Here is a 26,420-nt window from a genome sequence, read left to right as displayed (position 1 = left end):
CGAATCTCAAGCACGCAATCACGAGGACGGCACCATGGACACATCGGCCGCGCGCCGCAATATTCTCGCGCGCATTCGCAGCGCGCAGGGCCGTCGCGGCACGCCTACGGAAGCCGAGCGCGCGGCAGCGCAGGAGTACGTCGAGCGGCATCCGGCGGGTCCGCGTCCGCCGCTGCCGCAGACGCGTGACGAACTCATCGCGCGCTTCACGCTCGAAGCGGAGCGTCTCTCCACGACCGTCGCGGAAGTCGAATCTCTCGCGGATGCGCCCGCCGAAGCCGCGCGCTATCTTCAGTCGCTGAACCTTTCCACCGATGTCGTCGCATGGCCCGCGCTTGGCGAGCTGCCCTGGTCACAAGCGGGCCTTCAGGCGGCGCTGCGCAAACCCGCCGACGCCGATCTCGTCGGCATCACCGGCTGCTTTTGCGCGACGGCTGAAACCGGTTCGCTCGTGCTGCTGTCCGGCCCGGAGACGCCCGCGTCCGGCGCGCTGCTGCCGCAGACGCATATCGCGATCGTGCCGGCATCGCGCATTGTCGCGGCGCATGAAGACGCGTTTGCGCTGATGCGCGCCGAACGCGGCGAGTTGCCGCGCGCCGTGAACTTCGTGTCGGGGCCGTCGCGTACCGGCGATATCGAACAGACCATCGTGCTCGGGGCGCATGGGCCGTATCGCGTGCATGTGATCGTCGTGCGCGGAGCCTGAGTCCGATGCGGCGTTTCGTTTCTGTCGTGCTTGCGCTCATCGCCGCACCCGCCGTCGCGGCGACGCCCGATGGCGCGACGCTCCCGGCAACGTGGGGCATTCCGTTCATCGGCGTCCTGCTTTCCATCGCCGTGTTTCCGCTCGTCGCGCCGAAGCTCTGGCATCACCATTTCGGCAAGATCGCGGCGGCCTGGACGCTCGCGTTTCTCGTGCCGTTCGCGCTCGCTTTCGGCCCCGGCACGGCGGGCGGCGTGTTGGTCCACGCCATGCTCGAAGAGTACGTGCCGTTCATCATCCTGCTGGCCGCGCTCTATACCGTGGCCGGCGGCATCTGCGTGCGCGGAAATCTGCACGGCTCGCCGCGCCTGAATACCGGACTGCTTGCGCTCGGCACCGCGCTCGCGAGCATCATGGGCACGACGGGCGCGGCCATGCTGCTGATCCGTCCGCTGCTGCGCGCGAACGACAACCGCAAGCATGTCGTGCATGTCGTCGTGTTCTTTATCTTTCTCGTCGCGAATGCGGGCGGTTCGCTCACACCGCTCGGCGATCCGCCGCTCTTCCTCGGCTTCCTGAATGGCGTCGGCTTTTTCTGGACGACGCTGCATCTCGCGCTGCCGATGCTGTTCGTCTGCGCCGCGCTGCTCGCAGCGTTCTACGTGCTCGACAGTCACTACTGGCGCAGGCACGACGCGCGATCCGAGTTTCTCGATCCGACGCCCGACACGCCGCCGCTCGGTATCGACGGCAAGATCAACTTCGCGCTGCTCGTGGTTATCGTCGCGCTCGTACTGATGAGCGGCATCTGGAAGCCGGGCATCGCGTTCGATGTGTTCGGCACGCATGTCCAGTTGCAGAATCTCGTGCGCGACGTGCTGCTCGCCGCCGTGCTGCTGGCCTCGCTCGCGCTCACGCCGAAAAGCGCGCGTGCGGGCAACGCGTTCGACTGGGCGCCCATCGTGGAAGTGGCGAAGCTTTTTGCCGCGATCTTCATCACCATCGCGCCGGTCATCACGATCCTGCGCGCGGGCGAGGCGGGCGCGTTCGCGGGCATCGCGCGCGCGGTATCGGATGCGAACGGCAAGCCGGTCGACATCGCCTATTTCTGGGCGACGGGCCTGCTGTCCTCGTTTCTCGACAACGCGCCGACCTATCTCGTTTTCTTCAATCTCGCGGGCGGCGACGCACGCACGCTCATGACCACCGACGCCACGACGCTCGCCGCCATTTCCGCGGGCGCGGTCTTCATGGGCGCGAATACGTATATCGGCAATGCGCCGAATTTCATGGTGAAGGCGATCGCCGAATCACGCGGCGTGCGCATGCCGAGTTTCTTCGGCTATATGGCGTGGTCGGGCGCGGTGCTCGTGCCGCTGTTCGCCGTTCTGGGCTGGCTATTTTTCTAGGAGCAATCGATGAAGAAGGTACTTGTCGCGCGTCCCACCTTTCCCGATGTGATCGAGCGCCTGAAACAGTATTTCGATGTCGACGTGAACCTCGGCGACGTGCTCACGCAGGAAGAGTTCGCGCGCCGTCTCGCCGACAAGGAAGGCGCGTTCACCGCAGGCGAATGGGTCGGCGAGCAGGAACTGACGGGCGCGCCGAACCTGAAAGTGGTCGCGAACATGGCAGTCGGCTACAACAATTTCGACATGAAGGCGTTCGACGCGCACAAGGTGCTCGGCACCAACACGCCGAACGTGCTGAACGAAACCACCGCCGATTTCGGCTGGGCGCTGATGATGGCGGCGGCGCGCCGCGTCACGGAATCCGAGCACTATCTGCGCGCGGGCAAGTGGCAGAAATGGTCCTTCGATTCGTTCCTCGGCGCCGATGTCTACGGCTCGACGCTCGGCGTGATCGGCATGGGCCGCATCGGCCAGGCGCTCGCGCGGCGCGCGGGCGGCTTCAATATGCGCGTGATCTATCACAACCGCTCGCGTGTCGCGCCGGAGATCGAAGCCGAACTGAACGCCGAATATGCATCGAAGGACGATCTGCTCAAGCGCGCAGATCACGTCGTGCTCGTGCTGCCGTACACGAAGGAGAACCATCACACGATCGGCGCGGCCGAACTGGCGCTGATGAAGCCGACCGCGACGCTCACCAACATCGCGCGCGGCGGCATCGTCGATGACGCGGCGTTGATCGTCGCGTTGCGCGAGAAGCGCATCGCGGCGGCGGGCATCGACGTCTTCGAAGGCGAGCCGAACTTCAATCCGGATTTCATGCTGCTCGACAACGTCGTGCTGACGCCGCACATTGCGAGCGCGACCGAGGCCACGCGCCGCGCAATGGCGAATCTCGCGGCAGACAATCTCATTGCCGCGCTGGGTGAAGGCCCGCGCGCTGGCAATCCGCCGAACCCGATCAATCCGGACGTGCTCAAGACATGATTGAAATGCTGGTTGGCGCGGTCGCGCTGTTGGCGATCGCGCTGGTGGTCGCGCTCATCGCGCTCGTCATCACGATGCGGCGGCATTCGAACGCGCTCATCCTCGACGAATTCGAAGCGCTCACCGATCGCGTCAACGATATGGGCGAAGCGCACACGCGCGCGCAGGAACGGCTCGAACGGGGCTTGCGCGGCGATATCGCGGAGAGTTCGCGCGTGGCGCGCATGGAATCGCAGAGCGGTTTCACGCAATTCCACCAGACGCTCGCTACGCAACTGGCGAGCACATCGAGCGTGCAGAACGCGCAGTTCGACGCGCTCGCGCAGCAACTCGCGCAACAGAGCCAGCAGGCACGCGAGGATCAGGGCAACGCGTTGAAGCGCTTCGCCGATTCCATGTCGCAGCATCTGTCGCAAATGTCGGAGGCGAACGATCGCCGGCTCGGCGAAGTGCGCGCGACGCTCGAAGCGCGCCTGAAGGACATCGAGGCGAACAACGCGACGAAGCTCGACGAGATGCGCCGAACCGTCGACGAGAAGTTGCACGCGACACTCGAACAGCGCCTGGGCGAGTCATTCAAGCTCGTGTCGGACCGGCTGGAGCAGGTGCATCGCGGGCTCGGCGAAATGCAGACGCTCGCGGCCGGTGTCGGCGATCTGAAAAAGGTACTGACCAACGTCAAGACGCGCGGCATCTGGGGCGAGGTGCAGCTGGAATCGCTGCTGGAACAATTGCTTACGCCGGACCAGTACGCGAAGAATGTCGCGACGATTCCGAAGAGCAACGAGCGCGTGGAGTTCGCAATCCGCCTGCCGGGGCGTCACGATGCGCCGGGCGCGCCGGGCGATGCGGCCACGCCCGTGTGGCTGCCCATCGACGCGAAGTTTCCGCGCGAGGACTACGAGCGCCTGATCGATGCGCAGGAGCGCGCGGATCTGGTCGCGGTCGAGAACGCGTCGCGCGCGCTCGAAGGCCGCTTGCGCGCGGAGGCGAAGTCGATCGCCCAGAAGTACGTCGCGCCGCCGCACACGACCGACTTCGCGCTGCTGTTCCTGCCGACCGAAGGACTCTATGCGGAAGTGCTGCGCCGTCCAGGCCTGAGCGATTCGCTACAGCGCGAATATCGCGTGACCATTGCCGGGCCGACCACATTGACCGCGCTGCTCAACAGTCTGCAGATGGGCTTTCGCACGCTCGCCATCGAGAAGCGTTCCAGCGAAGTGTGGCAGGTGCTGGGCGCGGTGAAGACCGAATTCGGCAAGTTCGGCGAAGTGCTGGCTAAGACCAAATCGCAGCTCGAAACCGTCACGCGCTCGATCGAAGCGGCGCAGACGCGCACGCGGCAGATGGACCGGCGCCTGCGCGATGTCGAGGCGCTGCCGGGCGAACAGGCGGCGGGTTTGCTGGGTGACGCGTCATCGCCCGTGGGCGACGACGACATCTGATTCAGCTGGCGAGGCGTTCGAGCGGCTCGCCCGTCACGCGCACGATGCGCCAGTCGGGCAGCACCGTCGCGCCCATCTTCTCGTAGAAGTCGATGGCGTTCTGATTCCAGTCGAGCACCGACCATTCGAATCGCCCGCACTGGCGCTCGACCGCGAGCGCGGCGAGCTTCTTCAGCATCAGCGTGCCGAGGCCGCTGCCGCGCATCGAAGGACGCACGTACAGGTCTTCGAGATACAGGCCGCGCTTGCCGAGGAAGGTCGAGAAGTTCTGGAAGAAGAGCGCATAGCTCACGATTTCGCCGTCCTGCTCCGCGACGAGCGCTTCTGCGGCAGGTCGCGTGCCGAAGAGGGCATCGTGCACGCCTTCCTTCGTCGCGATGAAAAGATGCGTGAGCTTCTCGAATTCGGCCAGCTCGTACATCAAGCCGAAGATCGCAGGGACGTCGGCGGGCGCGGCTGCGCGAATCGTGGTGCTCATGCTTCCTCCGGGGCATCGGACAACACGATTTCGATGCCGCCGAAACGCGACGCCACCCAGTTGTACGCGTGACACGCGATCCACAGCAGGATGAAGCCGAGAATCGCGTTCAGCAGCAGCGCGCTCGTGACGGTGCTCACTTCCACGGAACCGTAGCGCACGAACGCGACCACGACGCCGAGCAGCACGATCGGCACGCTGAATGTCAGGTACACGAGGATCAGCGCCTTGGCGGTCTGTCCTGGTGCAATGAATGAAATCTGCTTTTTCATGGAAGGAAAGCCCCGTCTATCGATGTAGGAATGTTGGTCGTGGCGACGCGCGTTACGCGCCAGTCAGATCAGGCCGTCGAACGGCACGATGTCGACTTCGTCGCCGGCGTCGACGTCGCCGCGCGCGTGCTCAAGCACGATGAAGCAGTTCGCTTCGCTCATCGAGCTGAGCACGCCGGAGCCTTGCGGGCCGGTGGTGACGACGCGAAAGCGGCCATCGGCGTCGCGCGTGGCGATGCCGCGCTGGAACTCGGTGCGGCCCGCGCGTTTCTTGATCGGCTCGGCGGCGCTCGCGCGAATGGCGGTGAGCGGCTGATGCGTCGCGCCGGACATCGCCAGCAACGCCTCGCGCACGATGAAGTAGAACGTTGCCATCACGGCGACCGGGTTGCCCGGCAAGCCGAAAAACAGCGCCGGTTTGCCCGCGCCCGCGCGCTCGCCCGACCACAGGCGGCCGAACGCGAGCGGCCGGCCGGGGCGCATCGCGATCTTCCAGAAGGCGACGTCGCCGAGCGAATTCATCAGTTCGCGCGTGAAGTCCGCATCGCCGACCGATACGCCGCCCGAACTGATGACGACATCCGCGCGCGCAGTTGCATCGCGCAGTGCCTTTTCGAGCGACGCGCGGTCGTCGCGCACGATGCCGAGATCGATCGTTTCGACGTCAAGGCGCGCGAGCATCGCGAAGAGGGTGTAGCGGTTGCTGTCGTAGAGGCTGCCTGGATCGAGCGGTTCGCCGAGCGAGCGCAATTCGTCGCCGGTCGAAAAGAACGCGACGGTGAGACGCTTTCGCACCGTAACTTCGCCGATGCCGAGCGACGCGAGCAAGCCAAGATCGGACGCGCGCACGATGCGGCCACCGAGCAGCGCGGGTTTGCCTTTCGCGAGATCTTCGCCCGACAGACGGCGATTTTGCCCCGCGCGCAGATTCGCGGTGGAGAAACGGATCGCATCGCCTTCGCGCGTCACCAGTTCCTGCGGCACGACCGTGTCGCAGCCCGGCGGAATGAGCGCGCCCGTCATGATGCGCACGCACTGGTCCGCGCCCGGCGCCGAAGCGAAAGGACGCCCGGCGAGCGCCGTGCCCGCGACGGCGAGATCGAGCGTGGCGCCGCCGCGCGCGAGTGCAGCGCCCGCGAATGCGTAGCCGTCCATCGCGGAGTTGTCGAAGGCGGGGACGTCGATGGGGGAGATCACGTCTTCGGCCAGCACGCGGCCGAGCGCATCATGCAGGCCCACGCGTTCGCTTTGACCGTCACGGCTGCGCGGCATCGCCCATTGACGCACGATTTCCTGCGCCGCTTCAACGGGCAGCGCGTTCGGATCGTAGTGGGCGACGCAGGCGGAGAATTCCTTGGACGTGGTCATGAATCGGCGTGGATCGCGGCCGGAGTCCGGCGAAGAAGCAGCCACGAGGCCGCGCGTTGTTTGAGCGCCCGAGCGTCGGATTGCCGCAACGGCGGACGTGGGCGGACAGTCAGCGCCGTTCCATCTCGGCGAGCTGCTGCAGATCGTTGATATTGTAAAACGCGGGTTCGTCGTGAAATTGGACTTCCACCGCCTTGTGGCGCGCGTACCACGCGCGGACCTTGCGCTCGCCGGCATCCAGCCAGGCATCGAGATCGTCGGCGAGCGACGGGCGCAGGAGCGCGAAAACCGGATGCGCCATGACTTCGCCCGACGCATCGACCGTTGCGGCGTAGGCAATGTCGGCGCGCTTCGTATCGAGCGCGTGCATCAATGCGGCGCCGAGATGTTCATCGACGAAAGGGGCGTCGCAGGGCGCGGTGAGGAGCCATTCGGTATTAACGGCGCGCAGTGCGGCGGCGATGCCCGCGAGCGGCCCGGGATAATCCGCGCGCGTATCCGCGATGACGCGCGCACCGAACGGCGCGCCGAGGCGTTGGTAGTCTTCGATGGAACGGTTCGCGCTGATCAACAGCGTGCCCGCCTGAGGCGCGAGGCGCCGCATCACATGCAGCGCGAGTGGTTCGCCGCGAAACGTCTGCATGCCCTTGTCGACGCCGCCCATGCGCGAGCCGCGCCCGCCCGCGAGCACGAGCGCGGTGACATCCGACGATGAATGAGTGTTCAGCACGGCTGTCCCACCGCGCTCAGCCGCCGATGTACGACATCTCGACACGCGGCGAATCCTCACGCGACGGCGCCGACGCGCTGCCGCGCAGTTGCGAGTAACGGTCGCCGCGCGCTTCCCAGATCCGCGCGATGGCGGTGGCGACGTCTTCATCGCTCGCGCCGCCGCGAATCAGGCCGCGCAGGTCATGGCCGGACACCGCGAAGAGGCACAGATAGAGTTTGCCTTCCGTCGAGAGCCGCGCGCGCGTGCAGGAGCCGCAGAACGCGCGCGTGACGCTGGAGATCACGCCGATTTCGCCGCTGCCGTCACAATAGCCCCAGCGCTGTGCCGTTTCGGCGGCCGTATGCGCTTCCAGCGGCGCGAGCGGAAAATGCGCGTCGATGCGCTCGACCACTTGCGCCGACGGCAGCACTTCGCTCATGTTCCAGCCGTTCGACGCGCCGACGTCCATGTACTCGATGAAGCGCAGAACCGCGCCGCTGCCTTTGAAGTGACGCGCCATCGGCACGATTTCCTGATCGTTCGTGCCGCGCTTCACGACCATGTTCACCTTGATGGGATCGAGTCCGACGGCTTGCGCCGTTTCGATGCCGTTCAGCACGTCGGCGACCGCGAAATCGGCGTCGTTCATGCGGCGAAACAGGGAATCGTCGAGTGCGTCCAGGCTGACCGTCACGCGCGACAGACCCGCGTCACGCAACGACTGCGCCTTGCGCGCGAGGAGCGAGCCATTCGTCGTGAGCGTCAGATCGAGCGGGCGGCCTTCGGGCGTCTGCAGTGTCGCAAGCCGTTCGATCAGGAATTCGATGTTCTTGCGCAAGAGCGGCTCACCGCCCGTGAGACGGATTTTCTCGACGCCATGCGCGACGAACACGCGCGCGAGCCGTTCGATTTCCTCGAACGAGAGCAGGGCGGCGTGGGGGAGAAACTGGTAGTCCTTGTCAAACACTTCGCGCGGCATGCAGTAGACGCAGCGGAAGTTACAGCGATCCGTCACCGAGATGCGCAGGTCGCGCAGCGGACGCGCGAGCGTGTCCATGAGATGTCCCGACGGCGACGCCGTTGCGCCGGAGAAATCCGGAATCGCGCTGACGTCGGCGAGGGGAATGATGCGTCGGGACATGATGACTCGGGGATCGGTTTGGCCTCTGTGGCCTTGTTCGAATGATGATTGCGAGGTCCCATTTTAGCGGAACCGGGGCAGGGAGACGCACGGCACGGAGTCGCGGTTTTCCCTCAGTTGTTTCGTTCGATATCGGCGAAAAAAAACGCCATCGACGTGAGTCGATGGCGTTCGTCACTTCAACCAAGCGTATTTAGTGGATGTGCTTGCCCGTTTCCACTTGCTGCATCGGCGTGGCGTCGGCCGGCGGGAGCGGCTTGCGCTCGCGCGGTGCGCGCACCGTCGCCGGTTCGCGCGCCGCAGCGGCGTTCGCCTCGCGCAGCTTGCCTTCGTCGGTGTTGACCCAGACGAGGCCCGCGCGCTCCAGCATCGGCTGAAGGGCTTCGGCGGCGATCGGCGTCGACGTCGCGGGCGCGGACGGCGCGGCGGCCTTCACCGGTTCCGCGACGACGGCGACCGGCTCTTGCACGGCGACACGCGTTTCCGCTTCGCTTTCCGTGCGCTCGACGACCGGCTTCACCGGTTCGACGATCGTTGCCTCGGGCGTCGGCGCGGTTGCGGCGGCCTTCACCGGTTCGGCGACCTCGGCGGCGGGTTCGCTCGCCGCGACCGGAGCCGGCTCAACGGGCTTCGGTGCTTCGACGGCGGCGGGCTTCGGCGCTTCCGTCGCGGCAGGCGCGGCAGGCGCGAACGGGTCGGCCGATGCCGTGTCGGCAACCTTCGGTTCCGGGCCGAACGGATTCTCGACCGCCGGCGCCCCAGCGGGCTTGGCGAAGAGATCGAACGTCGTCGGCTCGGGCGTTTGCGCCTTCAGCTCGAACGGCTCGGCGTCGGCAGCCTTGGCGACCGGCGCTGCTTCGGCAGCGACAGGCGCCTGCTCTTGCGGCGCGGCTTCGGCTGGCCGGGCAATCTGCTGACTGACCGGCTCGGCAACAGGCTGCTCGACAACAGGGTGTTCGACAGGCTGCGGTGCGGCAGGGCGGGTTTCGCGCCGTGCGGACGCTTCCTGCGCCGCTTCGGCGTCGAACACGCCGGCTTGCGCGGAGACGCTTTCCGCCGCGCCTTCCGCTTCCGCGACGTCGGCTGCGTGATTCACGGTCATGCCGTCTTCGTCGCGCTCGCGACGACCGCCACGACGGCCACGGCGGCGGCGGCGACGCTCTTCGCCATCGCGCGCCTCGGCGGCTGCCTGATCGGCGGCTGAATCGAAGCCGGCCTGCTGCGCATTGGCGTTGGCTTGCGCCGTTTCGACGATCTCCGATGCCACCGTTTCGCCTTGCGTCAGCGCCTCGACAGCGGCTTCCGGCTGCGGCTTGCGGCGCTCGCCACGTTCCGCGCGTTCACCGCGCTCAGTGCGCTCAGTGCGTTCACCGCGTTCCGCGCGCTCGGGACGCTCACGGCGTTCCTGACGCTCGGCGGTTTCCGGACGCGGGGCGCGTTCCGCGTTGCGATCACGCGCTTCACGAGGTTCCCGTGTCTCACGCGGCTCGCGGGGTTCGCGTGCCTCGCGCGGCTCACGACCCTCGCGCGGCTCACGCACTTCGCGCAGTTCGCGTCCTTCACGACCGCCACGCGCTTCGCGATCCTCGCGGCGCGCGCCCTGACGGCCCGCGCCGTTGCCACCGGTTGCGGCGCCTGCTGCGGCGCCGTCACGACCGGCGCCACCACTGCGACGGTTACGGTTGCGATCGCCGCCGCCGGTGCGCTCGCCGCGTTCACGCGGCGCACGCGTCGCCGGTTGCGCTTCGACGGGGGCCGGAGCGGGTTGCGGCGGTTGAATGCCGAACAGATTCTTGATCCACGCGATGAAACCGCCGCTCGCCGGCACGGGCGCCGGAGCGGGCGCGGCCTCGACGGGCGCGGGCTTGACCGGTGCGCTCGGCGCCGGCTTCTCGGGCGTGATGCCCTTCACCGCCGCTTCCTGCTTCGGCTTCACTTCCTCGGTGCGCTTGCTGTAACCCGTTTCGGACTCGAGCTCGCTCGCCGCTTCGACTGCCATCTTCCACGACGCGCGCGGCTCGTCGAGACGCGCATCGTCGTGACGCAGACGCTCGAGCTTGTAGTGCGGCGTTTCGAGATGCTTGTTCGGGATCAGAACGACGTTGACCTTGAAGCGCGACTCGATCTTGTTGATTTCCGAGCGCTTCTCGTTCAGCAGGAAGGCGGTCACTTCGACCGGCACCTGGCAGTGGATCGCCGCGGTGTTTTCCTTCATCGCTTCTTCCTGAATGATCCGCAGCACTTGCAGCGCGGACGATTCGGTGTCGCGGATATGGCCCGTGCCGTTGCAGCGCGGGCACGTCACGTGGCTGCCTTCCGACAGCGCCGGACGCAGACGCTGACGCGACAGCTCCATCAGGCCGAAACGCGAAATCTTGCCCATTTGCACGCGCGCGCGGTCGTGCTTGAGCGCATCTTTCAGGCGCTGCTCGACTTCGCGCTGGCTCTTGGCCGACTCCATGTCGATGAAGTCGATCACGATCAGACCGCCCAGATCGCGCAGACGAAGCTGACGCGCGACTTCGTCGGCGGCTTCGAGGTTGGTGCGCGTCGCGGTTTCCTCGATATCCGCGCCCTTGGTCGCGCGCGCCGAGTTCACGTCGATGGCGACGAGCGCCTCGGTGTGATCGATGACGATCGCGCCGCCCGACGGCAGCGGCACCGTGCGCGAGTACGCGGTTTCGATCTGGTGCTCGATCTGGAAGCGCGAAAAGAGCGGCACGTCGTCGTGATAGCGCTTCACCTTTTGCAGGTTGTCGGGCATCACGATATCCATGAAGGCGCGCGCCTGATCATGGATTTCGGTCGTGTCGATGAGGATTTCGCCGATATCCGGCTGGAAGTAGTCGCGAATCGCGCGGATGACGAGGCTCGATTCGAGATAAATCAGCATCGGCTGGCCGCCGACGCCGCTCTGCGACGCGGCTTCGATCGCGCGCCAGAGTTGCATCAGGTAGTTCAGGTCCCACTGGAGCTCTTCCGCCGAACGGCCGATCCCGGCCGTGCGCGCGATGATGCTCATGCCTTCCGGCAGTTCGAGCTGCGCCATGGTTTCGCGCAGTTCCTGCCGCTCGTCGCCCTCGATCCGGCGCGACACGCCGCCGCCGCGCGGGTTGTTCGGCATCAGCACGAGGTAACGGCCAGCCAGCGAAATGAACGTGGTCAGCGCCGCGCCCTTGTTGCCGCGCTCTTCCTTCTCGACCTGGACGATCAGTTCCTGGCCTTCGCGCAGCGCATCCTGGATGCGCGCGGAGCGCATCTCGATGCCATCGCGGAAATACTGGCGGGCGACTTCCTTGAACGGCAGAAAGCCGTGGCGGTCTTCGCCGTAGTTGACGAAGCAGGCTTCGAGCGACGGCTCGATGCGGGTGACGACTCCCTTGTAGATATTGCCTTTGCGCTGTTCGCGCCCGGCGGTTTCGATGTCGATGTCGATGAGCTTCTGCCCATCGACGATGGCGACGCGCAATTCTTCTTGCTGCGTCGCGTTAAACAGCATGCGTTTCATGAAACGGCTCCAGAGCGGCTACGCTTTTCCTTCATCGGGCGAATCGGCGCCGGTGATCGATACATCACGCGCGCGAAGCGGGAAGGAGGGCGTGCCACGCTTTTTGTGTGTTGTCACAAAGCACGCTGGAGCGGGACTTCTGGCGGGAGAATTGCCGAAAGCAGGCGCGGGCTCGATTGGAGCGGCCACGTCGTGGGGCACATGCGAAGCAACTGCGAGACGGTGAGGCGCCGCGCGGCTCGTGGCGAGGATGGGGCGGCGCAGCGGTTCCGCGTCTCAAAATGGACGCGCCGAACCGACCCGCGCTCTTTGCAAAAGCCTGATTCCTCCCAACGGCGGCTGCGGGGAGGTGCGGTCTCGCGCGAACCGGCGCGATGCTTCGTGACCGAACCTCCTTGCTGCCATGCCGCGACGGCGCGGCCGCGGGCTCGATTGCTCCCGTTGGCTCGCGGCCGTGTGTCTCGTCTCGTTGCGGCGTCGTCGCGCTTCGCAGAAATCAGCGCAGCAGCGGTTTTCGCCGTCAGTTGTTCGCAAAACCGGCGAGCGTCGATTTGCCTTTTTCTCCCGCTCGCTGGCAGGGCAGGTTCGGGCTGGCATCCGGCTTTGGTGCCGGGCGCCGTCGCTTCTCGCCGATAAAATTCTTTTTGACCAAAAATCCGTTACCGTCGGCGATCGACTCGACCGAACGCGCCTGTGGGCGCCGTCCTTGCCGGTGATATCGCCGTGCGTGCAACTCGCTGCTCTCGATTTTCAGGGTGAGCAACCGACCTTGGGCGCAAGTAAAATGATGGCTTATCGCTTGCACCTGTACAGTCTGAACATTCTCGGCCGTTGCTTGATCCTAAGCTTCGACCTTTTCAGGCTGTTCGCAAATTATATTCAGAATGAATGAGTTAGGCAAAACATCCCATAAGCAGGTCGCAAGCGAACACGTCTCGATGATCGAAGTCGATGAGACCGCCGCCGGTCAGCGCATCGACAATTTCCTGCTGCGCGTCTGCAAGGGCGTCCCGAAGAGCCATATTTACCGCATTCTCCGCAGCGGCGAAGTGCGCGTGAACAAGGGCCGCATCGACGCCGCGTACCGGCTGGAACTGGGCGATCTCGTGCGCGTGCCGCCGATCCGCACCGCGCAGCAGGACGAGATGCCGGTGTCGTCGAACGCGCCCGCCGCCGAATTTCCGATTATTTTCGAGGACGATCATCTGATCGTCATCGACAAGCCGTCGGGCGTCGCGGTGCACGGCGGCAGCGGCGTCGCGTTCGGTGTGATCGAGCAATTGCGCAACGCGCGGCCGCACGCCAAATTCCTCGAACTGGTGCATCGGCTGGATCGCGAGACGTCCGGCGTGCTGATGCTGGCCAAGAAGCGCGCGGCGCTCGTCGATCTGCACGAGCAGATTCGCGAGAATCGTGTCGACAAGCGCTATTACGCGCTCGGTCACGGCGAATGGCAGAGCGACTGGGGCCGCAGACGCATCGTGAAGGCGCCGCTGCACAAGTATGTCGCGGCGGATGGCGAGCGGCGCGTGCGCATCCAGGAAAACGGCTTGCCGTCGCATACGGTCTTCAATCTGATCGAGCGCTGGCGCGATTACGTGTGGCTCGAAGCGGAACTGAAGACCGGCCGCACGCACCAGATTCGCGTGCACATGGCGAGCATCGGCCTGCCGATTGCGGGTGATGCGAAGTACGGCGATTTCGCGTTGAACAAAGAATTGGCCCGTCCGAGCGCGAAACCGTCGCTCAAACGCATGTTTTTGCACGCATTTCGTCTGAAGATAACCCATCCCGCGACGGGCGAGCCGCTGCAATTCGAAGCGCCGCTGCCCGCCGAATGCAAGCGATTCATCGAACAATTGAAAAACCGAGAGACAGACTAAATGGCGCGGCAGCAATTCGATCTGATCGTTTTCGACTGGGACGGCACGCTGATGGACTCGACCGCCCACATCACGCGCAGCATCCAGGCCGCGTGCCGCGACCTCGGCCTGCCGGTTCCCGCCGATGAATCCGCCAGCTATGTGATCGGCCTCGGCCTGAAGGACGCGCTGCAAATCTGCGCGCCTACGCTCGATCCATCGGATTATCCGCGTCTCGCCGAGCGCTACCGCTTCCATTTCCTGACGATGGGCCAGAAAACCGAGCTCTTCGACGGCGTGCGCGAGCTGCTCCAGGAATTACGCGATCTCGGCTATTTTCTCGGCGTCGCGACGGGCAAGAGCCGCGTCGGGCTGAATCGCGCGCTCGACGAATCGCGCCTTACGAGCCTCTTCGACGGCACGCGCTGCGCCGACGAAACCTTTTCCAAGCCGCATCCCGCGATGCTGCACGAACTCACGCGCGAACTCGGCCAGGACCTCGCGCGCACGGTGATGATCGGCGATACGACGCACGACTTGCAGATGGCGATCAACGCCGGCGCGGCGGGCATCGGCGTGGGATACGGCGCGCATCCGGCGGATTCCCTCGCGGCGCTCAAGCCGCAGTTCTGCGCGGACAGCGTCGCATCGCTCGCCGGATGGCTGCGGGAGCACGCATGACGGAGGCCGCACCGGGTTTGCAGGATGCGGCAGTGCGCGTATGCGCATCGGATGAACTCGTCGATGGCGGCGCGGGCGTGCGGGTCGCGGCGACAGAAGCGGCCGGCGACGTCGTCGTCTTCTTCGTGCGCTACGACGGCAAGCCGCACGGTTATCTGAATCGCTGCGCCCACGTGCCGATGGAACTCGACTGGAACGAGGGACAGTTCTTCGAAAGCTCGGGCCTATACTTGATGTGCGCGACGCACGGGGCGATCTACGAGCCCGACACGGGCAAATGCGTCGGCGGTCCGTGCCGCGGCGCGCGGCTGCGGGCGGTCGCCGTCGAGGAACGCGAGACGCCGGAGGGTCGCGCGGTCTTCTGGCTGCCTGACGAAGCGCTGCGTCCCGCCTGATTCCCTTCTCGAAACAGACCCAAACAGACCAATCACGCATGTCCGACAACTTTCCCCCGCGCGGCAACGACAACTGGGAGCGCGAGGCGCTCGAACGCATTGCGCTCGCCGCCATCCGCGAGCAGCGCGCCGCGCGGCGCTGGCGCATTTTCTTTCGCTTCGTGTTTCTCGGCGTTATTGCGCTGATCGCGTGGGGCGTGTTCGATTTCACCGGCGACCGCGTCGCGAAGGCCGGCAAGCACACGGCGCTGATCGACCTGCAAGGCGAGATCGCGGCGAACGGCGACGCCAGCGCCGACAACATCGACGGGGCGCTGCAAAGCGCATTCGAGGACGAGAACACGGCTGGCGTGATCCTGCGCATCAATAGCCCGGGCGGCAGTCCGGTGCAGGCGGGCATCATCAACGGCGAGATCCGGCGGCTGCGGGCGAAATATCCGAAGACGCCGCTTTACGTGGTGGTCGACGACATGTGCGCGTCCGGCGGCTATTACGTCGCGGCGGCGGCGGACAAGATTTACGTCGATCGCGCGAGCATCGTCGGCTCGATTGGCGTGCTGATGGACGGTTTCGGCTTTACGGGCCTGATGGACAAGCTGGGCATCCAGCGCCGCATGCACACGTCGGGCGAGAACAAGGGCGCCTTCGATCCGTTTTCCCCCGAAACGCCCGCGATGAACGCCCACGCGCAGCAGATGCTCGATCAGATCCACACGCAGTTCATCGACGCGGTCAAACTCGGGCGCGGCAAACGTCTGAAGGATGATCCGGAGCTGTTCACCGGCATGTTCTGGACGGGCGAGAAAAGCGTCGAGCTGGGTCTCGCCGATGGTTTCGGCGACGCCAGCTACGTGGCGCGCGAAATCATCAAGCAGCCGGATATCGTCGATTACACGCAGAAGGAAAGCATCAGCGAGCGCGTGGTGCGGCGTTTCGGCGCGTCGGTCGGGGATGCCGCCATGCGCGCGCTGACGCTCGGCGGCAAGCCCCAGTTGCGCTGATCAGGACGCCAGCAGCAGGAAAATCGCCGGACGCTTGTGCAGGTCCGGCGCGGTCTGCTTCTTCCAGTCGGCCGCCGTGCGCGTGACGATGGTTTCGCCCGGCAGCGTCAGATCGACGGCGACGCAAATGAGCGTCGACGGCGCGCAGGTGGCGACGAGCGTGTCGAGCATCGCCCGGTTGCGATAGGGCGTCTCGATGAAAATCTGCGTCTGACTGGCCTTGCGCGACAGTTGCTCCAGCTCGCGCAGGCGCTTGCCGCGCTCGCCGGCGTCGACCGGCAGATAGCCGTTGAACGCGAAACTCTGGCCGTTCATGCCCGAGGCCATCAGCGCGAGCAGGATCGAACTCGGTCCGACGAACGGCACGACCTTCACGCCGCGCTGATGCGCGCGCCGCACGAGCAGCGCGCCGGGATCGGCCACGGCAGGACAGCCGGCTTCGGACACGAGCCCTGCGTCGGTGCCGGCGAGGATCGGCGCAAGCAGCCTGTCGATATCGGCGGGCGGCGTGTTGACGTTCAGTTCGCGCACCTCGATTTCCTGAATCGGCCGCTGTGTGCCCACTTTCTTCAGAAACGCGCGCGTGGTTTTCGCGTTTTCGCCGATGTAATACGCGAGCGCGGCCGCCTGCGCGCGCACCGGTTCGGGCAAGACGTGCGCAAGCGCGGCGGCGTCGCCTTCGCCGAGGGTATTCGGGATCAGATAGAGAATGCCGCTCATGCCGCCCCCAGAACCGGATATCCGGCTTTTTCGAGCATGCCCGTCAGCGCGATGAGCGGCAATCCGATCAGCGCCGTGGGATCGTCGGACTCGATGGCTTCGAGCAGCGCGATGCCGAGGCCTTCCGCCTTCGCGCTGCCGGCGCAGTCGTACGGCGTTTCGGCGCGCAGATAGGTTTCGATCTGCGCATCGGAAACACGGCGAACGCGCACGCGTGTGACGATATCGGCGGATTGCACGTCGCCCGTGCTGCGGTCGAACAGGCACAGCGCGCTGTGGAACTCGACGCTGCGGCCGCGCATCGCCTGAAGCTGCGCGATGGCCTTCTCATGCGTGCCGGGCTTGCCGATCTGCCGGCCGTCGAAGGTCGCGACCTGATCGGAGCCGATCACGAGCGCGCGCGCGTCGTCAGCGAAGCGTTCCGCCGCGGCGCGCGCCTTAGCGATCGAGAGGCGCACGGCGGTCGCCTCGGGCGTTTCGCCGGCGAGCGGCGTTTCATCGATGTCGGGCACGATGACGTCGAACGGAACGCGCAGCCGGCCGAGCAGCTCGCGCCGGTAAGGTGAACTGGACGCCAGGATCAGGCGGGGCGGCGTGTTTGAGGCATCGGGCATAAAGCGAGTTCGGCAAAAATAGGTGTGAAAACGACAGGCTCCGGCTCCGTTCTTAAGTATTTGACTCGAAAGAATAAAGCCGATATGATTTTGGGCTTTTCATCGGTACGTGCGTCAGCCAACCCTGCGCGCCCGACTCCGATGAATCCGGTGGAGTCGAAGGGTCAAAGCGACTCAGGAAGCACGAATGATGGCCCAATGCAAATTCGGGCAAGCCACGCCTGCCTCGAAGCGGCATCGCGGTGCATACTGAACGCTCACCGAAGCACTAACCCAGCAAGGCCCAAGCAGGAGCGCACATGACTCAGAATCCTGGCAAACCTGTGAGCCCCGCGGATCTGCGCGCGCTCGACATTTACGACTTCGCCAAGAGTGGCAGGCAAGCAGCCGGCGCCCTGCGTGTATCGCAGATGCCGCGCATGTTAGCCGAAGTGCCGGCGGATGCGCCAGATCGCGACACCGTGTTCACGTGGCAGGGCGAGGGCTCGACCCAGCCGGAACTGCAGGACGACGGCACCGACGCGCCGCAGCCGTATCTGCGCCTCGCGGTGCACGGCTCGCTGTGGCTCACGTGTCAGCGCTGCCTTCAGCCGTATTCGCAGCATCTCGACGTCGATGCGACGTATCGGATCGTGGCGACGGAGGAAGAAGCGGACGAATTTCCGCTCGACGACGATGAAGTCGAAGTGATTGTGGGCTCGCGCCAGTTCAATCTCGTCGACTTGATCGAAGAGGAGTTGTTGTTGTCCTTACCGCTCGTGCCCAAGCACAACGCGTGTCCCGAGGTGCATGAAAGTCTGCTCCCCGACGATGCGGGCGGCGAACCGGACGAAAGCGGTGCGCAGGAAGCGGACGACAAGCCGAATCCTTTCGCCGTATTGGGGAAGCTCAAGCAGGGCGGCCCCGACGACGAGAAGCACTGATTGATTTTGTAGCACGCAACATTTGGTAGCGCGATGTGCGCACCCGATGGCCGAATGGCCGAGGGCTGTCGGCGGATCGGGCTGTGTTAGAATTCGCAAAATTTTTCTGGAGTAATCATGGCAGTTCAGCAAAACAAGAAGTCGCCGTCGAAGCGCGGCATGCACCGTTCCCACGACTTCCTCACGACGGCTCCGATGGCTGTCGAGCCGAGCACGGGTGAAGTGCATCTGCGCCACCACGTGAGCCCGAACGGCTACTATCGTGGCAAGAAAGTCATCAAGACGAAGAACGACTAAGCGTTCATCGACGCTTGATGCGCCTGTCGGAACCGCTTTGCGGGCACGTGGGCGCAACTCGCTCTTGACACTTTCCCGGTACGACGAGAAGGCGGCATTTCACTGCCGCTTTTTTGTGCCCGAAATTCGTCGCGTTCCATGACTGTAAAGATAACCATCGACTGCATGGGAGGCGACCACGGTCCGGCCGTGACCGTCCCCGCTGCCGTCAGTTTCGTGCGCTCGCATCCCGATGCGCATCTGATGCTCGTCGGTCTCGAGCAGCCCATCCGCGCCCAGCTCAAGAAGTCGAAGGCTCTCGACGAGCCGCGCCTGACCGTCGTTCCCGCGAGCGAAGTCGTCGCGATGGACGACCCCGTCGAAGTCGCGCTGCGCAAGAAGAAAGACTCGTCGATGCGCGTCGCGCTCAACCTCGTGAAGGAAGGCGAGGCGCAGACCTGCATTTCCGCCGGCAATACCGGCGCGCTCATGGCGGTGTCCCGCTATGTGCTGAAGACGCTCGCCGGCATCGAGCGTCCCGCCATCGCGTTCGCGATGCCGAGCCAGAAGGGTTACACCACCGTGCTCGATCTCGGCGCCAATGTCGACTGCGAACCCGAGCACCTGCTGCAATTCGCTGAAATGGGCCACGCGCTCGTGTCGGCGATCGAAGGGCGCGAGCGGCCCACGATCGGCCTGCTCAATATCGGCGAAGAAGTCATCAAGGGCAACGAAACGATCAAGCGCGCGGGCGAGCTTCTGCGCGCGAGTACGCTCAACTTCTACGGCAACGTGGAAGGCAACGACATCTACAAAGGCACCACGGATGTCGTCGTGTGCGACGGTTTCGTCGGCAATGTCGCGCTGAAGACCTCCGAAGGTCTCGCCAAGATGCTCGCCGACATGATCAAGGAAGAGTTCAGCCGTTCGTTCAGCTCCAAGCTGATGGCGCTCGTCGCGCTGCCCGTGCTCAAGCGTTTCAAGAAACGTGTCGATCCCGCGCAATATAACGGCGCGGCGTTGCTCGGCCTGCGCGGGCTGGTCATCAAAAGTCACGGTTCGGCCGAGGCCTTCGGGTTTGAGTGGGCCATCAAACGCGGGTATGATGCCGTCAAAAATGGCGTGCTCGAACGCCTGGTGCGCGCGATGGAAGAGAACGCGCCCGCGGCGCGCGAGGCCGACACGAACGCTTCTGCGTCCGATGCGGCGGCTGCGCCGGATCAATCGATCCAGCCGCCCGTTTCACAGGCCGATTCACAGCCCGCGCCCCAGCCCAACTCGCAGCCGAACCCGCCGGACGCGTCCGGTACTGCGCTACATTCGAAGGCATAATGGCTCAATCCAATCTTTACTCTCGCGTGCTGGGCACCGGCAGCTATCTGCCGTCCGAGCGCGTCACGAATCAGGACTTGGCGGACCGTCTCGCGAAGCAGGGCGTCGAGACGAGTGACGAATGGATCGTCGCGCGCACCGGCATTCACGCGCGCCACTTCGCGGCCCCGAATCAGACCACCAGCGACCTCGCGCTCATCGCTTCGCAGAGAGCGATCGAGGCAGCGGGCATCGATCCTCAGTCGATCGACCTGATCATCGTCGCGACCTCCACGCCGGACTTCGTGTTTCCGAGCACCGCGTGCCTGCTGCAGAACAAGCTGGGCATCAAGAACAACGGCGCGGCCTTCGACGTGCAGGCGGTGTGCTCCGGTTTCGCGTACGGCGTCGCGACGGCGGACAGCTTCATTCGCAGCGGCCTGAACCGCACGGCGCTGGTCATCGGCGCGGAGACGTTTTCGCGCATTCTCGATTTCAACGACCGCACCACCTGCGTGCTGTTCGGCGACGGCGCGGGCGCAATCGTGCTGCAGGCGTCCGAAGAGCCGGGCGTGCTGTCGAGCGCGCTGCACGCGGACGGCAGCTATTCAGACATTCTCTGCACGCCGGGCAATGTGAACGGCGGTGTCGTCGAAGGCAGCGCGTTCCTGCACATGGATGGTCAGGCCGTGTTCAAGCTCGCGGTCAACGTGCTCGAAAAGGTCGCGATCGAAGCGCTCGACAAGGCGAAGCTCACGCCGGAAGACATCAACTGGCTGATTCCGCATCAGGCCAATATCCGCATCATGCAAAGCACGGCGCGCAAGCTGCATCTGCCGCCGGAGCGCATGGTCGTGACGGTCGGCGAGCACGGCAACACGTCGGCGGCGTCGATTCCGCTCGCGCTCGACGTCGCGGTGCGCGACGGCCGCGTCAAGCGCGGCGACAACGTGCTGATCGAAGGCGTGGGCGGTGGCTTCACGTGGGGTGCGTCGGTCATCCGCTACTGATCGTTTATCGATTTCCCTCTACTCATTCGCAACTGATCCCTTCGTCACGACAGCCGCCGCGCGCCGCATGAGCGCGCGGTTTGCGCGCAGGCACCGACGACATCGCGGATCATTCCAATCAACGAGGACGATATGAAATTTGCGTTCGTTTTCCCCGGACAGGGCTCGCAGTCGATCGGCATGCTCAATGCATTCGCCGATCACGCCATCGTGCGCGAAACCGTGCAGCAGGCATCCGACGCGCTCGGCCAGGATCTCGGCAAGCTGATCGCCGAAGGCCCGGCAGAAGAACTGAACCTGACGACGAACACGCAGCCCGTCATGCTGACGGCCGCGTACGCGATCTACCGCGTGTGGGAAAAGGAAACGGGCCTGAAGCCGGCGCTCGTCGCAGGGCACAGCCTCGGCGAATACACCGCGCTCGTCGCGGCCGGCGCGCTCGCCTTCGCGGACGCCGTGCCGCTCGTGCGCTTTCGTGCGCAGGCGATGCAAAGCGCCGTGCCGGTGGGTGAGGGCGGCATGGCCGCGATCCTCGGTCTCGATGACGACACCGTGCGCGCCGTGTGCGCGGAGGCTTCGTCGGCGGGCGTCGTCGAGGCGGTGAATTTCAACGCGCCCGCGCAAGTGGTGATCGCGGGTTCGAAGGCGGCTGTCGAAAAGGCGTGCGAAGTCGCCAAGGCGAAGGGCGCGAAGCGCGCGCTGCCGCTGCCGGTGTCCGCGCCGTTCCATTCGTCGCTGCTGAAGCCGGCGTCGGATCAGTTGCGCGACTATCTCGCCAAAGTCGAGATCAAGGCGCCGCAGATTCCGCTGATCAATAACATCGATGTCGCGATCGTTTCGGATTCCGCCGCGATCAAGGACGCCCTCGTGCGTCAGGCGGCCGGTCCGGTGCGCTGGGTCGAATGCGTGCAGGCGATCGCGAAGGAAGGCGTCACGCACGTCATCGAATGCGGACCGGGCAAGGTGCTCGCGGGTCTGACGAAGCGCATCGACGGCAATCTCGTTGGCGGCTCGATCTTCGATCCGGCCTCGCTCGAGGAAACGCGCAAACTGATCGCCGGCTGAGGAACCACGACATGAGTCTCCAGAATCAAGTAGCAATCGTCACGGGCGCATCGCGCGGCATCGGACGCGCGATCGCGCTCGAACTCGCGAAGCAGGGCGCGACGGTCATCGGCACGGCGACCAGCGAAAGCGGCGCGACCGGTATCAGTGAAGCGTTGCAGCAGGCGGGCGGCAAAGGCCGCGGCGCGGTGCTGAACGTGAACGACGCGGCCGCGGCGGATGCCTTCATCGACGGTATCGTGAAGGAATTCGGCGCGCTGAACGTGCTCGTCAACAACGCGGGCATCACGAAAGACCAGCTCGCGATGCGCATGAAGGACGACGAGTTCGACGCCGTCATCGACACCAACCTGCGCGCGGTCTTCCGCCTGTCGCGCGCCGTGCTGCGCCCGATGATGAAGGCGCGCGGCGGCCGTATCATCAACATCACGTCGGTGGTCGGTTCGTCGGGCAATCCGGGTCAGGCCAACTACGCCGCTGCGAAGGCCGGCGTCGCGGGCATGACGCGCGCGCTCGCGCGGGAAATCGGCAGCCGCGGCATCACCGTGAACTGCATCGCGCCGGGTTTCATCGACACCGATATGACCAAGGTTCTGCCGGAAGAGCAGCGCACCGCGCTCACCGCGCAGATTCCGCTCGGCCGGCTGGGCGCGCCCGAAGATATCGCGCATGCCGTGGCGTTTCTTGCATCGCCGTTTGCCGGCTATATCACCGGCACGACGCTGCATGTGAACGGCGGCATGTACATGTAAGGCCTTAATAGGCATTTCGCCGAATTTCGCTTAATATCCGCGCCGGGACGGGCGCGTGAAATGCTCAAAAGAGCATTGGTGCACCGTTCCAGCGCGGCAGTGAAGAATCGATGCGAGGCCGGCGGCAGCCCTCTTGATGACGGGCGCCGGACGGCGGAGCATGGCAACTGACGCGCCGTATTTTGCGGGTCCAAACCTGATAAAATGCGCGCACTCGTATTTTTGAACTTTTTTCCCCTCGGAGGGCTGCATGGACAACATCGAACAGCGCGTGAAGAAGATCGTCGCCGAACAACTGGGCGTGGCGGAAGCCGAAATCAAGAACGAAGCTTCGTTCGTGAACGATCTGGGCGCTGACTCGCTCGATACGGTCGAACTCGTGATGGCGCTGGAAGACGAATTCGGCATGGAAATTCCCGATGAAGAGGCCGAAAAGATCACCACGGTTCAGCAGGCGATCGATTACGCTCGCGCGAACGTCAAGGCCTGAGGCCGGACGCGCCAGCGACTCATCGCTCAATCAGCCGATGCATCGTCGCTGCAAACCGATTTGACAGCCACAGGGCACACAGGGCGGTTTCCTGTGGCCGCTGTGGCTTTTGTTTTTCGTCATTCTATGGATAAGGGGTTACCGTGAGCCGTCGTCGAGTTGTTGTTACAGGCCTGGGGCTCGTTTCGCCTGTCGGCAATACTGTTGCCGACGGCTGGGCCAATCTGGTCGCGGGCAAGTCGGGCATCGCCAATATCACGAAGTTCGACGCAACGAACTTCTCCACGCGTTTCGCGGGCGAGGTGAAGGGCTTCAATATCGAAGACTACATGCCCGCCAAAGAGGCGCGCCATATGGATACTTTCATCCATTACGGCTTCGCCGCGGGCGTTCAGGCCATGCAGGACAGCGGCCTCGAGATCACCGATGAAAACGCCGAGCGCGTGGGCGTCGTGGTCGGTTCGGGCATCGGCGGTCTGCCGATGATCGAAGTCACGCAGACCGAGCTGCTCAATCGCGGCCCGCGCCGCATTTCGCCGTTCTTCGTGCCGGCGTCGATCATCAACATGATCTCGGGCCATCTGTCGATCCGTTTCGGCTTCAAGGGCCCGAACCTGTCGATGGTCACGGCGTGCACCACCGGCCTGCATTGCATCGGCGAGGCATCGCGCCTGATCGAATACGGCGACGCGGACGTCATGATCGCGGGCGGCGCGGAAGCCACGGTGTCTCCGCTCGGCATCGGCGGCTTCGCGGCGGCGCGCGCGCTGTCGCAGCGCAACGACGATCCCGCGACGGCCAGCCGTCCGTGGGACACCGACCGCGACGGCTTCGTGCTCGGTGAAGGCGCGGGCGTGATGGTGCTCGAAGAGTACGAGCATGCGAAGAAGCGCGGCGCGAAGATCTACGCCGAAGTGCTCGGCTACGGCATGAGCGGCGACGCGTATCACATGACCGCGCCGCCGGAAGACGGCGACGGCGGCCGCCGCGCGATGGTCAACGCGATGAAGAACGCGCGCGTCAACGCCGATGAAGTGAACTACGTCAACGCGCACGGCACGTCGACGCCGCTCGGCGACATCGCCGAGACCATCGGCATCACGCGCGCGCTCGGCGATCAGGCGAAGAAGGTCGTGGTGAACTCCACCAAGTCGATGACCGGCCACCTGCTGGGCGGCGCGGGCGGCCTGGAGTCGGTGTTCACCGTGCTGGCGATCCACAATCAGGTGTCGCCGCCGACCATCAACATCTTCAACCAGGATCCGAAGTGCGACCTGGACTACTGCGCGAACACCGCGCGGGAAATGAAGATCGACGTGGCGGTGAAGAATTCGTTCGGCTTCGGCGGAACGAACGGCTCGCTCGTCTTCAAGCGCCACTGAGCACGGCGCGCTCGTCATCACGGGGATCCATATGACGGGCGCGTGCGTGGAACGGCCGCATCGTGACACCGGCTCGACGCCGGGCGTCGCGATGCGGCCGTCGCGTTTTCTGCGGGTCGTGTCGCTTGCATTCATCGGGCTCGCGGGCGCGTCGGTTTTCCAGTGTGTTTTCGCGCACGCGGAACAGGTCGGCCATGCTGCCGTGGCAAGCGCGGCAACCGTGGCGGCGCTCGGACTCGCGTCATATCGATGGATGCGCGCTCAGCCAAGGGCGCTCAGCCTGCACCCGGACGGTCTCACAATCGTGAGCCGAACCGGCGAAACGCGGCACACGCGCGTCGCGAGATGCGCGCAATGGGGCGGCCGACTCCTCGCGCTGACACTCGCCGATGCGCGCGGGCGGCGCGAAACGCTCGTCGTCGCGGCTGATTCCGTCGATGCCGACACCTTTCGCCAGCTTGCCGTCCAGGCGCGCCGCGCCGCCGCGTCTCACCTGTAACGACTGTAACGGCCCATGAGCGTTCCGGTTGCCTTACAGGCGGTAACGCTACAATAGCCCTCCGCGCAACACCCCAAGTTAAACGGATTTCCCAGGTGAGCGAAAAAGAAATCGACCAATTGCTGGTCGAGCGTGTCCAGAAGGGCGACAAGGCTGCGTTCGAACTGCTGGTCGCCAAATACCACCGCAAGATCATTCGACTGATCTCGCGCCTCGTGCGCGACCCCGCCGAGGTCGAGGACGTCGCCCAGGACGCCTTTATCAAGGCCTACCGCGCGCTGCCGCAGTTTCGGGGCGAATCGGCCTTTTATACGTGGCTCTACCGGATTGCGGTCAACACCGCAAAGAACTATCTTGCGACGCAGGGCCGCCGCGCTCCCACATCTACCGAAGCCGATGCTGAAGAAGCGGAAACTTTCTCCGACGCGGACCAACTAAGGGATATCAACACGCCCGAGTCGATGTTGATGAGCAAGCAGATCGCTCAGACAGTCAACGCCGCGATGGCGTTGCTGCCGGAGGAATTGCGCACCGCCATCACGCTCCGGGAGATTGAAGGACTGAGTTACGAGGAAATCGCCGAAATGATGGATTGCCCGATCGGCACCGTCAGATCGAGAATTTTTCGTGCTCGCGAAGCCATTGCGGCAAAATTGCGTCCGTTGTTGGACACTCCTGAAGGCAAGCGCTGGTAGGCGGCGCGAATCCTCGGGGCAGGGGCGCGATATCTGGGTTGGTGGTGTCACAACGGGGTGTGGTCAAAGATGGGGAGCATCATGGGGTCGGTCTCGATGCAGAATCAAACACAGGCAGGTCCGCGCGGCGAGCGCATGTCGGCGTTCGTCGACGGTGAATCGCTCGACGAAATCGGCAGTGTCAGCCAGTTTCTCGCGGAACTGAAAAACGACGATCGCGCGGCGTGGTCGGCCTATCACCTGATCGGCGACGCGCTGCGCTCCGACGATCTCGCGGTCAGTCCGGCGCGCAGCAGCGTGTTCATGGCCGCATTCTCCGAACGTTTCGAGGCGGAAGCGCATGTGCTGGCGCCAGCCGCGCTGCCGGCCACAGCGGCGAAAGCGCGTGGCGGCATGCTGCGCCGTCGCGTGATGCCGGCTTTCGCGGTGGCCGCGGCCGCCGCCACGCTGACGTGGATCGTGGTGCCGCAGTTGCAAGGCGTGGACAGCCACTCCGGCGCGCAAGTGGCGAGCGTCGCACCGGCGGATTCGATGCAGCGCGTGGCGCTCGCGTCGGTGCCGGCGGCGACCACGCGCACGCCGATCGTGGAAGCGAACATCATCCGCGATGCCAGTCTCGACCAGTATCTCGAAGCGCATCAGCAGTTCTCTCAACAGCCTGTGATGCCAGGTTCCATGCCCTTGATTCGCGCGGCGGCTACATCGCAGAGTCAATAAT

The 26,420-nt window shown here is 64.9% G+C and carries 28 protein-coding genes; 19 read left to right on the top strand and 9 right to left on the bottom strand.

The window, feature by feature from the left end:
• Positions 1-34 precede the first annotated feature (34 nt).
• From NK8_RS10130 to NK8_RS10115, 4 genes are read left to right on the top strand one after another with little or no spacing between them, the layout of a single operon-like run.
• Positions 35-706 (top strand): lactate utilization protein C, encoded by a 672-nt coding sequence (locus NK8_RS10130; protein WP_213226234.1) that lies wholly within the window; start codon positions 35-37, stop codon positions 704-706.
• 5 nt (positions 707-711) lie between these two features.
• Positions 712-2,112 (top strand): sodium:proton antiporter, encoded by a 1,401-nt coding sequence (locus NK8_RS10125; RefSeq protein WP_213226233.1) that lies wholly within the window; start codon positions 712-714, stop codon positions 2,110-2,112.
• A 9-nt stretch (positions 2,113-2,121) separates the two neighbouring features.
• Positions 2,122-3,102 (top strand): D-glycerate dehydrogenase, encoded by a 981-nt coding sequence (locus NK8_RS10120; protein WP_213226232.1) that lies wholly within the window; start codon positions 2,122-2,124, stop codon positions 3,100-3,102.
• Positions 3,099-4,547: a DNA recombination protein RmuC gene (locus tag NK8_RS10115; RefSeq protein WP_213226231.1), complete on the top strand. Its 1,449-nt coding sequence runs from the start codon at positions 3,099-3,101 to the stop codon at positions 4,545-4,547. The genes NK8_RS10120 and NK8_RS10115 overlap by 4 nt, the downstream gene beginning before the upstream one ends.
• 1 nt (position 4,548) lies before the next feature.
• Here NK8_RS10115 and NK8_RS10110 read toward each other — a convergent pair whose 3' ends face one another.
• The 7 genes from NK8_RS10110 to NK8_RS10080 all read right to left on the bottom strand — a co-directional run bounded on the left by NK8_RS10110 (position 4,549) and on the right by NK8_RS10080 (position 12,789).
• Entirely contained in the window at positions 4,549-5,025 is a 477-nt protein-coding gene (locus tag NK8_RS10110; RefSeq protein WP_213226230.1) for a GNAT family N-acetyltransferase, read from the bottom strand.
• The gene (locus tag NK8_RS10105; protein WP_008342276.1) at positions 5,022-5,297 is read right to left on the bottom strand and encodes a hypothetical protein; all 276 of its coding nucleotides are present in this window, start codon (positions 5,295-5,297) and stop codon (positions 5,022-5,024) included. Before NK8_RS10105 ends, NK8_RS10110 begins: the two co-directional genes overlap by 4 nt.
• A 63-nt stretch (positions 5,298-5,360) precedes the next feature.
• Positions 5,361-6,665, bottom strand: a complete 1,305-nt coding sequence (gene glp / locus NK8_RS10100; RefSeq protein ID WP_213226229.1) for a gephyrin-like molybdotransferase Glp — start codon at positions 6,663-6,665, stop codon at positions 5,361-5,363.
• 109 nt (positions 6,666-6,774) lie between these two features.
• Positions 6,775-7,395 carry a molybdenum cofactor guanylyltransferase MobA gene (gene mobA, locus NK8_RS10095; RefSeq protein WP_213226228.1) on the bottom strand — a complete coding sequence of 207 codons (621 nt, stop codon included), beginning with the start codon at positions 7,393-7,395 and terminating at the stop codon, positions 6,775-6,777.
• 16 nt (positions 7,396-7,411) lie between these two features.
• Positions 7,412-8,518: a GTP 3',8-cyclase MoaA gene (gene moaA / locus NK8_RS10090; RefSeq protein WP_213226227.1), complete on the bottom strand. Its 1,107-nt coding sequence runs from the start codon at positions 8,516-8,518 to the stop codon at positions 7,412-7,414.
• Between the two features lie 193 nt (positions 8,519-8,711).
• A complete protein-coding gene (locus NK8_RS10085) occupies positions 8,712-12,026 on the bottom strand; it encodes an Rne/Rng family ribonuclease (protein ID WP_213226226.1) in 3,315 nt (1,104 codons plus the stop codon).
• A gap of 520 nt (positions 12,027-12,546) precedes the next feature.
• The gene (locus NK8_RS10080) at positions 12,547-12,789 is read right to left on the bottom strand and encodes a hypothetical protein (protein ID WP_213226225.1); all 243 of its coding nucleotides are present in this window, start codon (positions 12,787-12,789) and stop codon (positions 12,547-12,549) included.
• A gap of 121 nt (positions 12,790-12,910) precedes the next feature.
• Here NK8_RS10080 and rluC point away from each other — a divergent pair, with 121 nt between their 5' ends.
• Genes rluC through NK8_RS10060 form a run of 4 tightly spaced genes read left to right on the top strand, consistent with a single transcriptional unit; the run spans position 12,911 to position 15,965 of the window.
• Entirely contained in the window at positions 12,911-13,909 is a 999-nt protein-coding gene (gene rluC / locus NK8_RS10075; RefSeq protein WP_213226224.1) for a 23S rRNA pseudouridine(955/2504/2580) synthase RluC, read from the top strand.
• Positions 13,910-14,569: an HAD-IA family hydrolase gene (locus tag NK8_RS10070; RefSeq protein ID WP_213226223.1), complete on the top strand. Its 660-nt coding sequence runs from the start codon at positions 13,910-13,912 to the stop codon at positions 14,567-14,569.
• Entirely contained in the window at positions 14,566-14,964 is a 399-nt protein-coding gene (locus NK8_RS10065) for a Rieske 2Fe-2S domain-containing protein (protein WP_213226222.1), read from the top strand. The genes NK8_RS10070 and NK8_RS10065 overlap by 4 nt, the downstream gene beginning before the upstream one ends.
• Before the next feature lie 38 nt (positions 14,965-15,002).
• Positions 15,003-15,965 carry a S49 family peptidase gene (locus tag NK8_RS10060; RefSeq protein ID WP_162066058.1) on the top strand — a complete coding sequence of 321 codons (963 nt, stop codon included), beginning with the start codon at positions 15,003-15,005 and terminating at the stop codon, positions 15,963-15,965.
• Here the strand turns inward: NK8_RS10060 and NK8_RS10055 are convergent, their stop codons facing one another.
• Both NK8_RS10055 and NK8_RS10050 read right to left on the bottom strand, forming a co-directional pair.
• Positions 15,966-16,685: an SAM-dependent methyltransferase gene (locus NK8_RS10055; RefSeq protein ID WP_213226221.1), complete on the bottom strand. Its 720-nt coding sequence runs from the start codon at positions 16,683-16,685 to the stop codon at positions 15,966-15,968.
• The gene (locus NK8_RS10050) at positions 16,682-17,299 is read right to left on the bottom strand and encodes a Maf-like protein (RefSeq protein WP_213226220.1); all 618 of its coding nucleotides are present in this window, start codon (positions 17,297-17,299) and stop codon (positions 16,682-16,684) included. The genes NK8_RS10055 and NK8_RS10050 overlap by 4 nt, the downstream gene beginning before the upstream one ends.
• Positions 17,300-17,598: 299 nt before the next feature.
• Here NK8_RS10050 and NK8_RS10045 point away from each other — a divergent pair, with 299 nt between their 5' ends.
• The 11 genes from NK8_RS10045 (at position 17,599) to NK8_RS09995 (ending at position 26,419) form a co-directional block, all read left to right on the top strand.
• Positions 17,599-18,222 carry a DUF177 domain-containing protein gene (locus NK8_RS10045; RefSeq protein WP_213226219.1) on the top strand — a complete coding sequence of 208 codons (624 nt, stop codon included), beginning with the start codon at positions 17,599-17,601 and terminating at the stop codon, positions 18,220-18,222.
• A gap of 117 nt (positions 18,223-18,339) precedes the next feature.
• Entirely contained in the window at positions 18,340-18,519 is a 180-nt protein-coding gene (gene rpmF, locus NK8_RS10040; protein WP_162066054.1) for a 50S ribosomal protein L32, read from the top strand.
• 138 nt (positions 18,520-18,657) lie between these two features.
• On the top strand, positions 18,658-19,830 hold the full coding sequence (plsX, locus tag NK8_RS10035) for a phosphate acyltransferase PlsX (RefSeq protein ID WP_213226218.1): 1,173 nt from the start codon (positions 18,658-18,660) through the stop codon (positions 19,828-19,830).
• A complete protein-coding gene (locus NK8_RS10030; RefSeq protein ID WP_213226217.1) occupies positions 19,830-20,819 on the top strand; it encodes a beta-ketoacyl-ACP synthase III in 990 nt (329 codons plus the stop codon). The genes plsX and NK8_RS10030 overlap by 1 nt, the downstream gene beginning before the upstream one ends.
• Before the next feature lie 132 nt (positions 20,820-20,951).
• Positions 20,952-21,884 (top strand): ACP S-malonyltransferase, encoded by a 933-nt coding sequence (gene fabD, locus NK8_RS10025; RefSeq protein ID WP_162066051.1) that lies wholly within the window; start codon positions 20,952-20,954, stop codon positions 21,882-21,884.
• A gap of 11 nt (positions 21,885-21,895) precedes the next feature.
• The gene (gene fabG, locus NK8_RS10020; RefSeq protein ID WP_213226216.1) at positions 21,896-22,636 is read left to right on the top strand and encodes a 3-oxoacyl-ACP reductase FabG; all 741 of its coding nucleotides are present in this window, start codon (positions 21,896-21,898) and stop codon (positions 22,634-22,636) included.
• A gap of 250 nt (positions 22,637-22,886) precedes the next feature.
• A complete protein-coding gene (gene acpP / locus NK8_RS10015) occupies positions 22,887-23,126 on the top strand; it encodes an acyl carrier protein (protein WP_004197638.1) in 240 nt (79 codons plus the stop codon).
• Positions 23,127-23,269: 143 nt separating this feature from the next.
• Complete coding sequence (fabF, locus tag NK8_RS10010; RefSeq protein WP_062267159.1) at positions 23,270-24,508, top strand: beta-ketoacyl-ACP synthase II; 1,239 nt, start codon at positions 23,270-23,272, stop codon at positions 24,506-24,508.
• Positions 24,509-24,539: 31 nt separating this feature from the next.
• Positions 24,540-25,007 carry a protein YgfX gene (locus tag NK8_RS10005; protein ID WP_213226215.1) on the top strand — a complete coding sequence of 156 codons (468 nt, stop codon included), beginning with the start codon at positions 24,540-24,542 and terminating at the stop codon, positions 25,005-25,007.
• 95 nt (positions 25,008-25,102) lie between these two features.
• On the top strand, positions 25,103-25,702 hold the full coding sequence (rpoE, locus tag NK8_RS10000) for an RNA polymerase sigma factor RpoE (protein WP_008342103.1): 600 nt from the start codon (positions 25,103-25,105) through the stop codon (positions 25,700-25,702).
• Positions 25,703-25,783: 81 nt separating this feature from the next.
• A complete protein-coding gene (locus tag NK8_RS09995; RefSeq protein ID WP_213226214.1) occupies positions 25,784-26,419 on the top strand; it encodes a sigma-E factor negative regulatory protein in 636 nt (211 codons plus the stop codon).
• Position 26,420: the final 1 nt, after the last annotated feature.

Source organism: Caballeronia sp. NK8, from assembly GCF_018408855.1.
GTDB lineage: Bacteria > Pseudomonadota > Gammaproteobacteria > Burkholderiales > Burkholderiaceae > Caballeronia.
The sequence above is the reverse complement of the archived record's forward strand: the minus strand, read 5'-3'. Positions and strand labels throughout refer to the sequence as shown.

Coding starts and splice junctions, on each gene's coding strand:
- NK8_RS10130 (WP_213226234.1), top strand. CDS start 35: ATGGACACATCGGCCGCGCGCCGCAATATTCTCGCGCGCATTCGCAGC.
- NK8_RS10125 (WP_213226233.1), top strand. CDS start 712: ATGCGGCGTTTCGTTTCTGTCGTGCTTGCGCTCATCGCCGCACCCGCC.
- NK8_RS10120 (WP_213226232.1), top strand. CDS start 2,122: ATGAAGAAGGTACTTGTCGCGCGTCCCACCTTTCCCGATGTGATCGAG.
- NK8_RS10115 (WP_213226231.1), top strand. CDS start 3,099: ATGATTGAAATGCTGGTTGGCGCGGTCGCGCTGTTGGCGATCGCGCTG.
- NK8_RS10110 (WP_213226230.1), bottom strand. CDS start 5,025: ATGAGCACCACGATTCGCGCAGCCGCGCCCGCCGACGTCCCTGCGATC.
- NK8_RS10105 (WP_008342276.1), bottom strand. CDS start 5,297: ATGAAAAAGCAGATTTCATTCATTGCACCAGGACAGACCGCCAAGGCG.
- glp (WP_213226229.1), bottom strand. CDS start 6,665: ATGACCACGTCCAAGGAATTCTCCGCCTGCGTCGCCCACTACGATCCG.
- moaA (WP_213226227.1), bottom strand. CDS start 8,518: ATGTCCCGACGCATCATTCCCCTCGCCGACGTCAGCGCGATTCCGGAT.
- NK8_RS10085 (WP_213226226.1), bottom strand. CDS start 12,026: ATGAAACGCATGCTGTTTAACGCGACGCAGCAAGAAGAATTGCGCGTC.
- rluC (WP_213226224.1), top strand. CDS start 12,911: ATGAATGAGTTAGGCAAAACATCCCATAAGCAGGTCGCAAGCGAACAC.
- NK8_RS10070 (WP_213226223.1), top strand. CDS start 13,910: ATGGCGCGGCAGCAATTCGATCTGATCGTTTTCGACTGGGACGGCACG.
- NK8_RS10065 (WP_213226222.1), top strand. CDS start 14,566: ATGACGGAGGCCGCACCGGGTTTGCAGGATGCGGCAGTGCGCGTATGC.
- NK8_RS10060 (WP_162066058.1), top strand. CDS start 15,003: ATGTCCGACAACTTTCCCCCGCGCGGCAACGACAACTGGGAGCGCGAG.
- NK8_RS10055 (WP_213226221.1), bottom strand. CDS start 16,685: ATGAGCGGCATTCTCTATCTGATCCCGAATACCCTCGGCGAAGGCGAC.
- NK8_RS10050 (WP_213226220.1), bottom strand. CDS start 17,299: ATGCCCGATGCCTCAAACACGCCGCCCCGCCTGATCCTGGCGTCCAGT.
- NK8_RS10045 (WP_213226219.1), top strand. CDS start 17,599: ATGACTCAGAATCCTGGCAAACCTGTGAGCCCCGCGGATCTGCGCGCG.
- rpmF (WP_162066054.1), top strand. CDS start 18,340: ATGGCAGTTCAGCAAAACAAGAAGTCGCCGTCGAAGCGCGGCATGCAC.
- plsX (WP_213226218.1), top strand. CDS start 18,658: ATGACTGTAAAGATAACCATCGACTGCATGGGAGGCGACCACGGTCCG.
- NK8_RS10030 (WP_213226217.1), top strand. CDS start 19,830: ATGGCTCAATCCAATCTTTACTCTCGCGTGCTGGGCACCGGCAGCTAT.
- fabD (WP_162066051.1), top strand. CDS start 20,952: ATGAAATTTGCGTTCGTTTTCCCCGGACAGGGCTCGCAGTCGATCGGC.
- fabG (WP_213226216.1), top strand. CDS start 21,896: ATGAGTCTCCAGAATCAAGTAGCAATCGTCACGGGCGCATCGCGCGGC.
- acpP (WP_004197638.1), top strand. CDS start 22,887: ATGGACAACATCGAACAGCGCGTGAAGAAGATCGTCGCCGAACAACTG.
- NK8_RS10005 (WP_213226215.1), top strand. CDS start 24,540: ATGACGGGCGCGTGCGTGGAACGGCCGCATCGTGACACCGGCTCGACG.
- NK8_RS09995 (WP_213226214.1), top strand. CDS start 25,784: ATGGGGTCGGTCTCGATGCAGAATCAAACACAGGCAGGTCCGCGCGGC.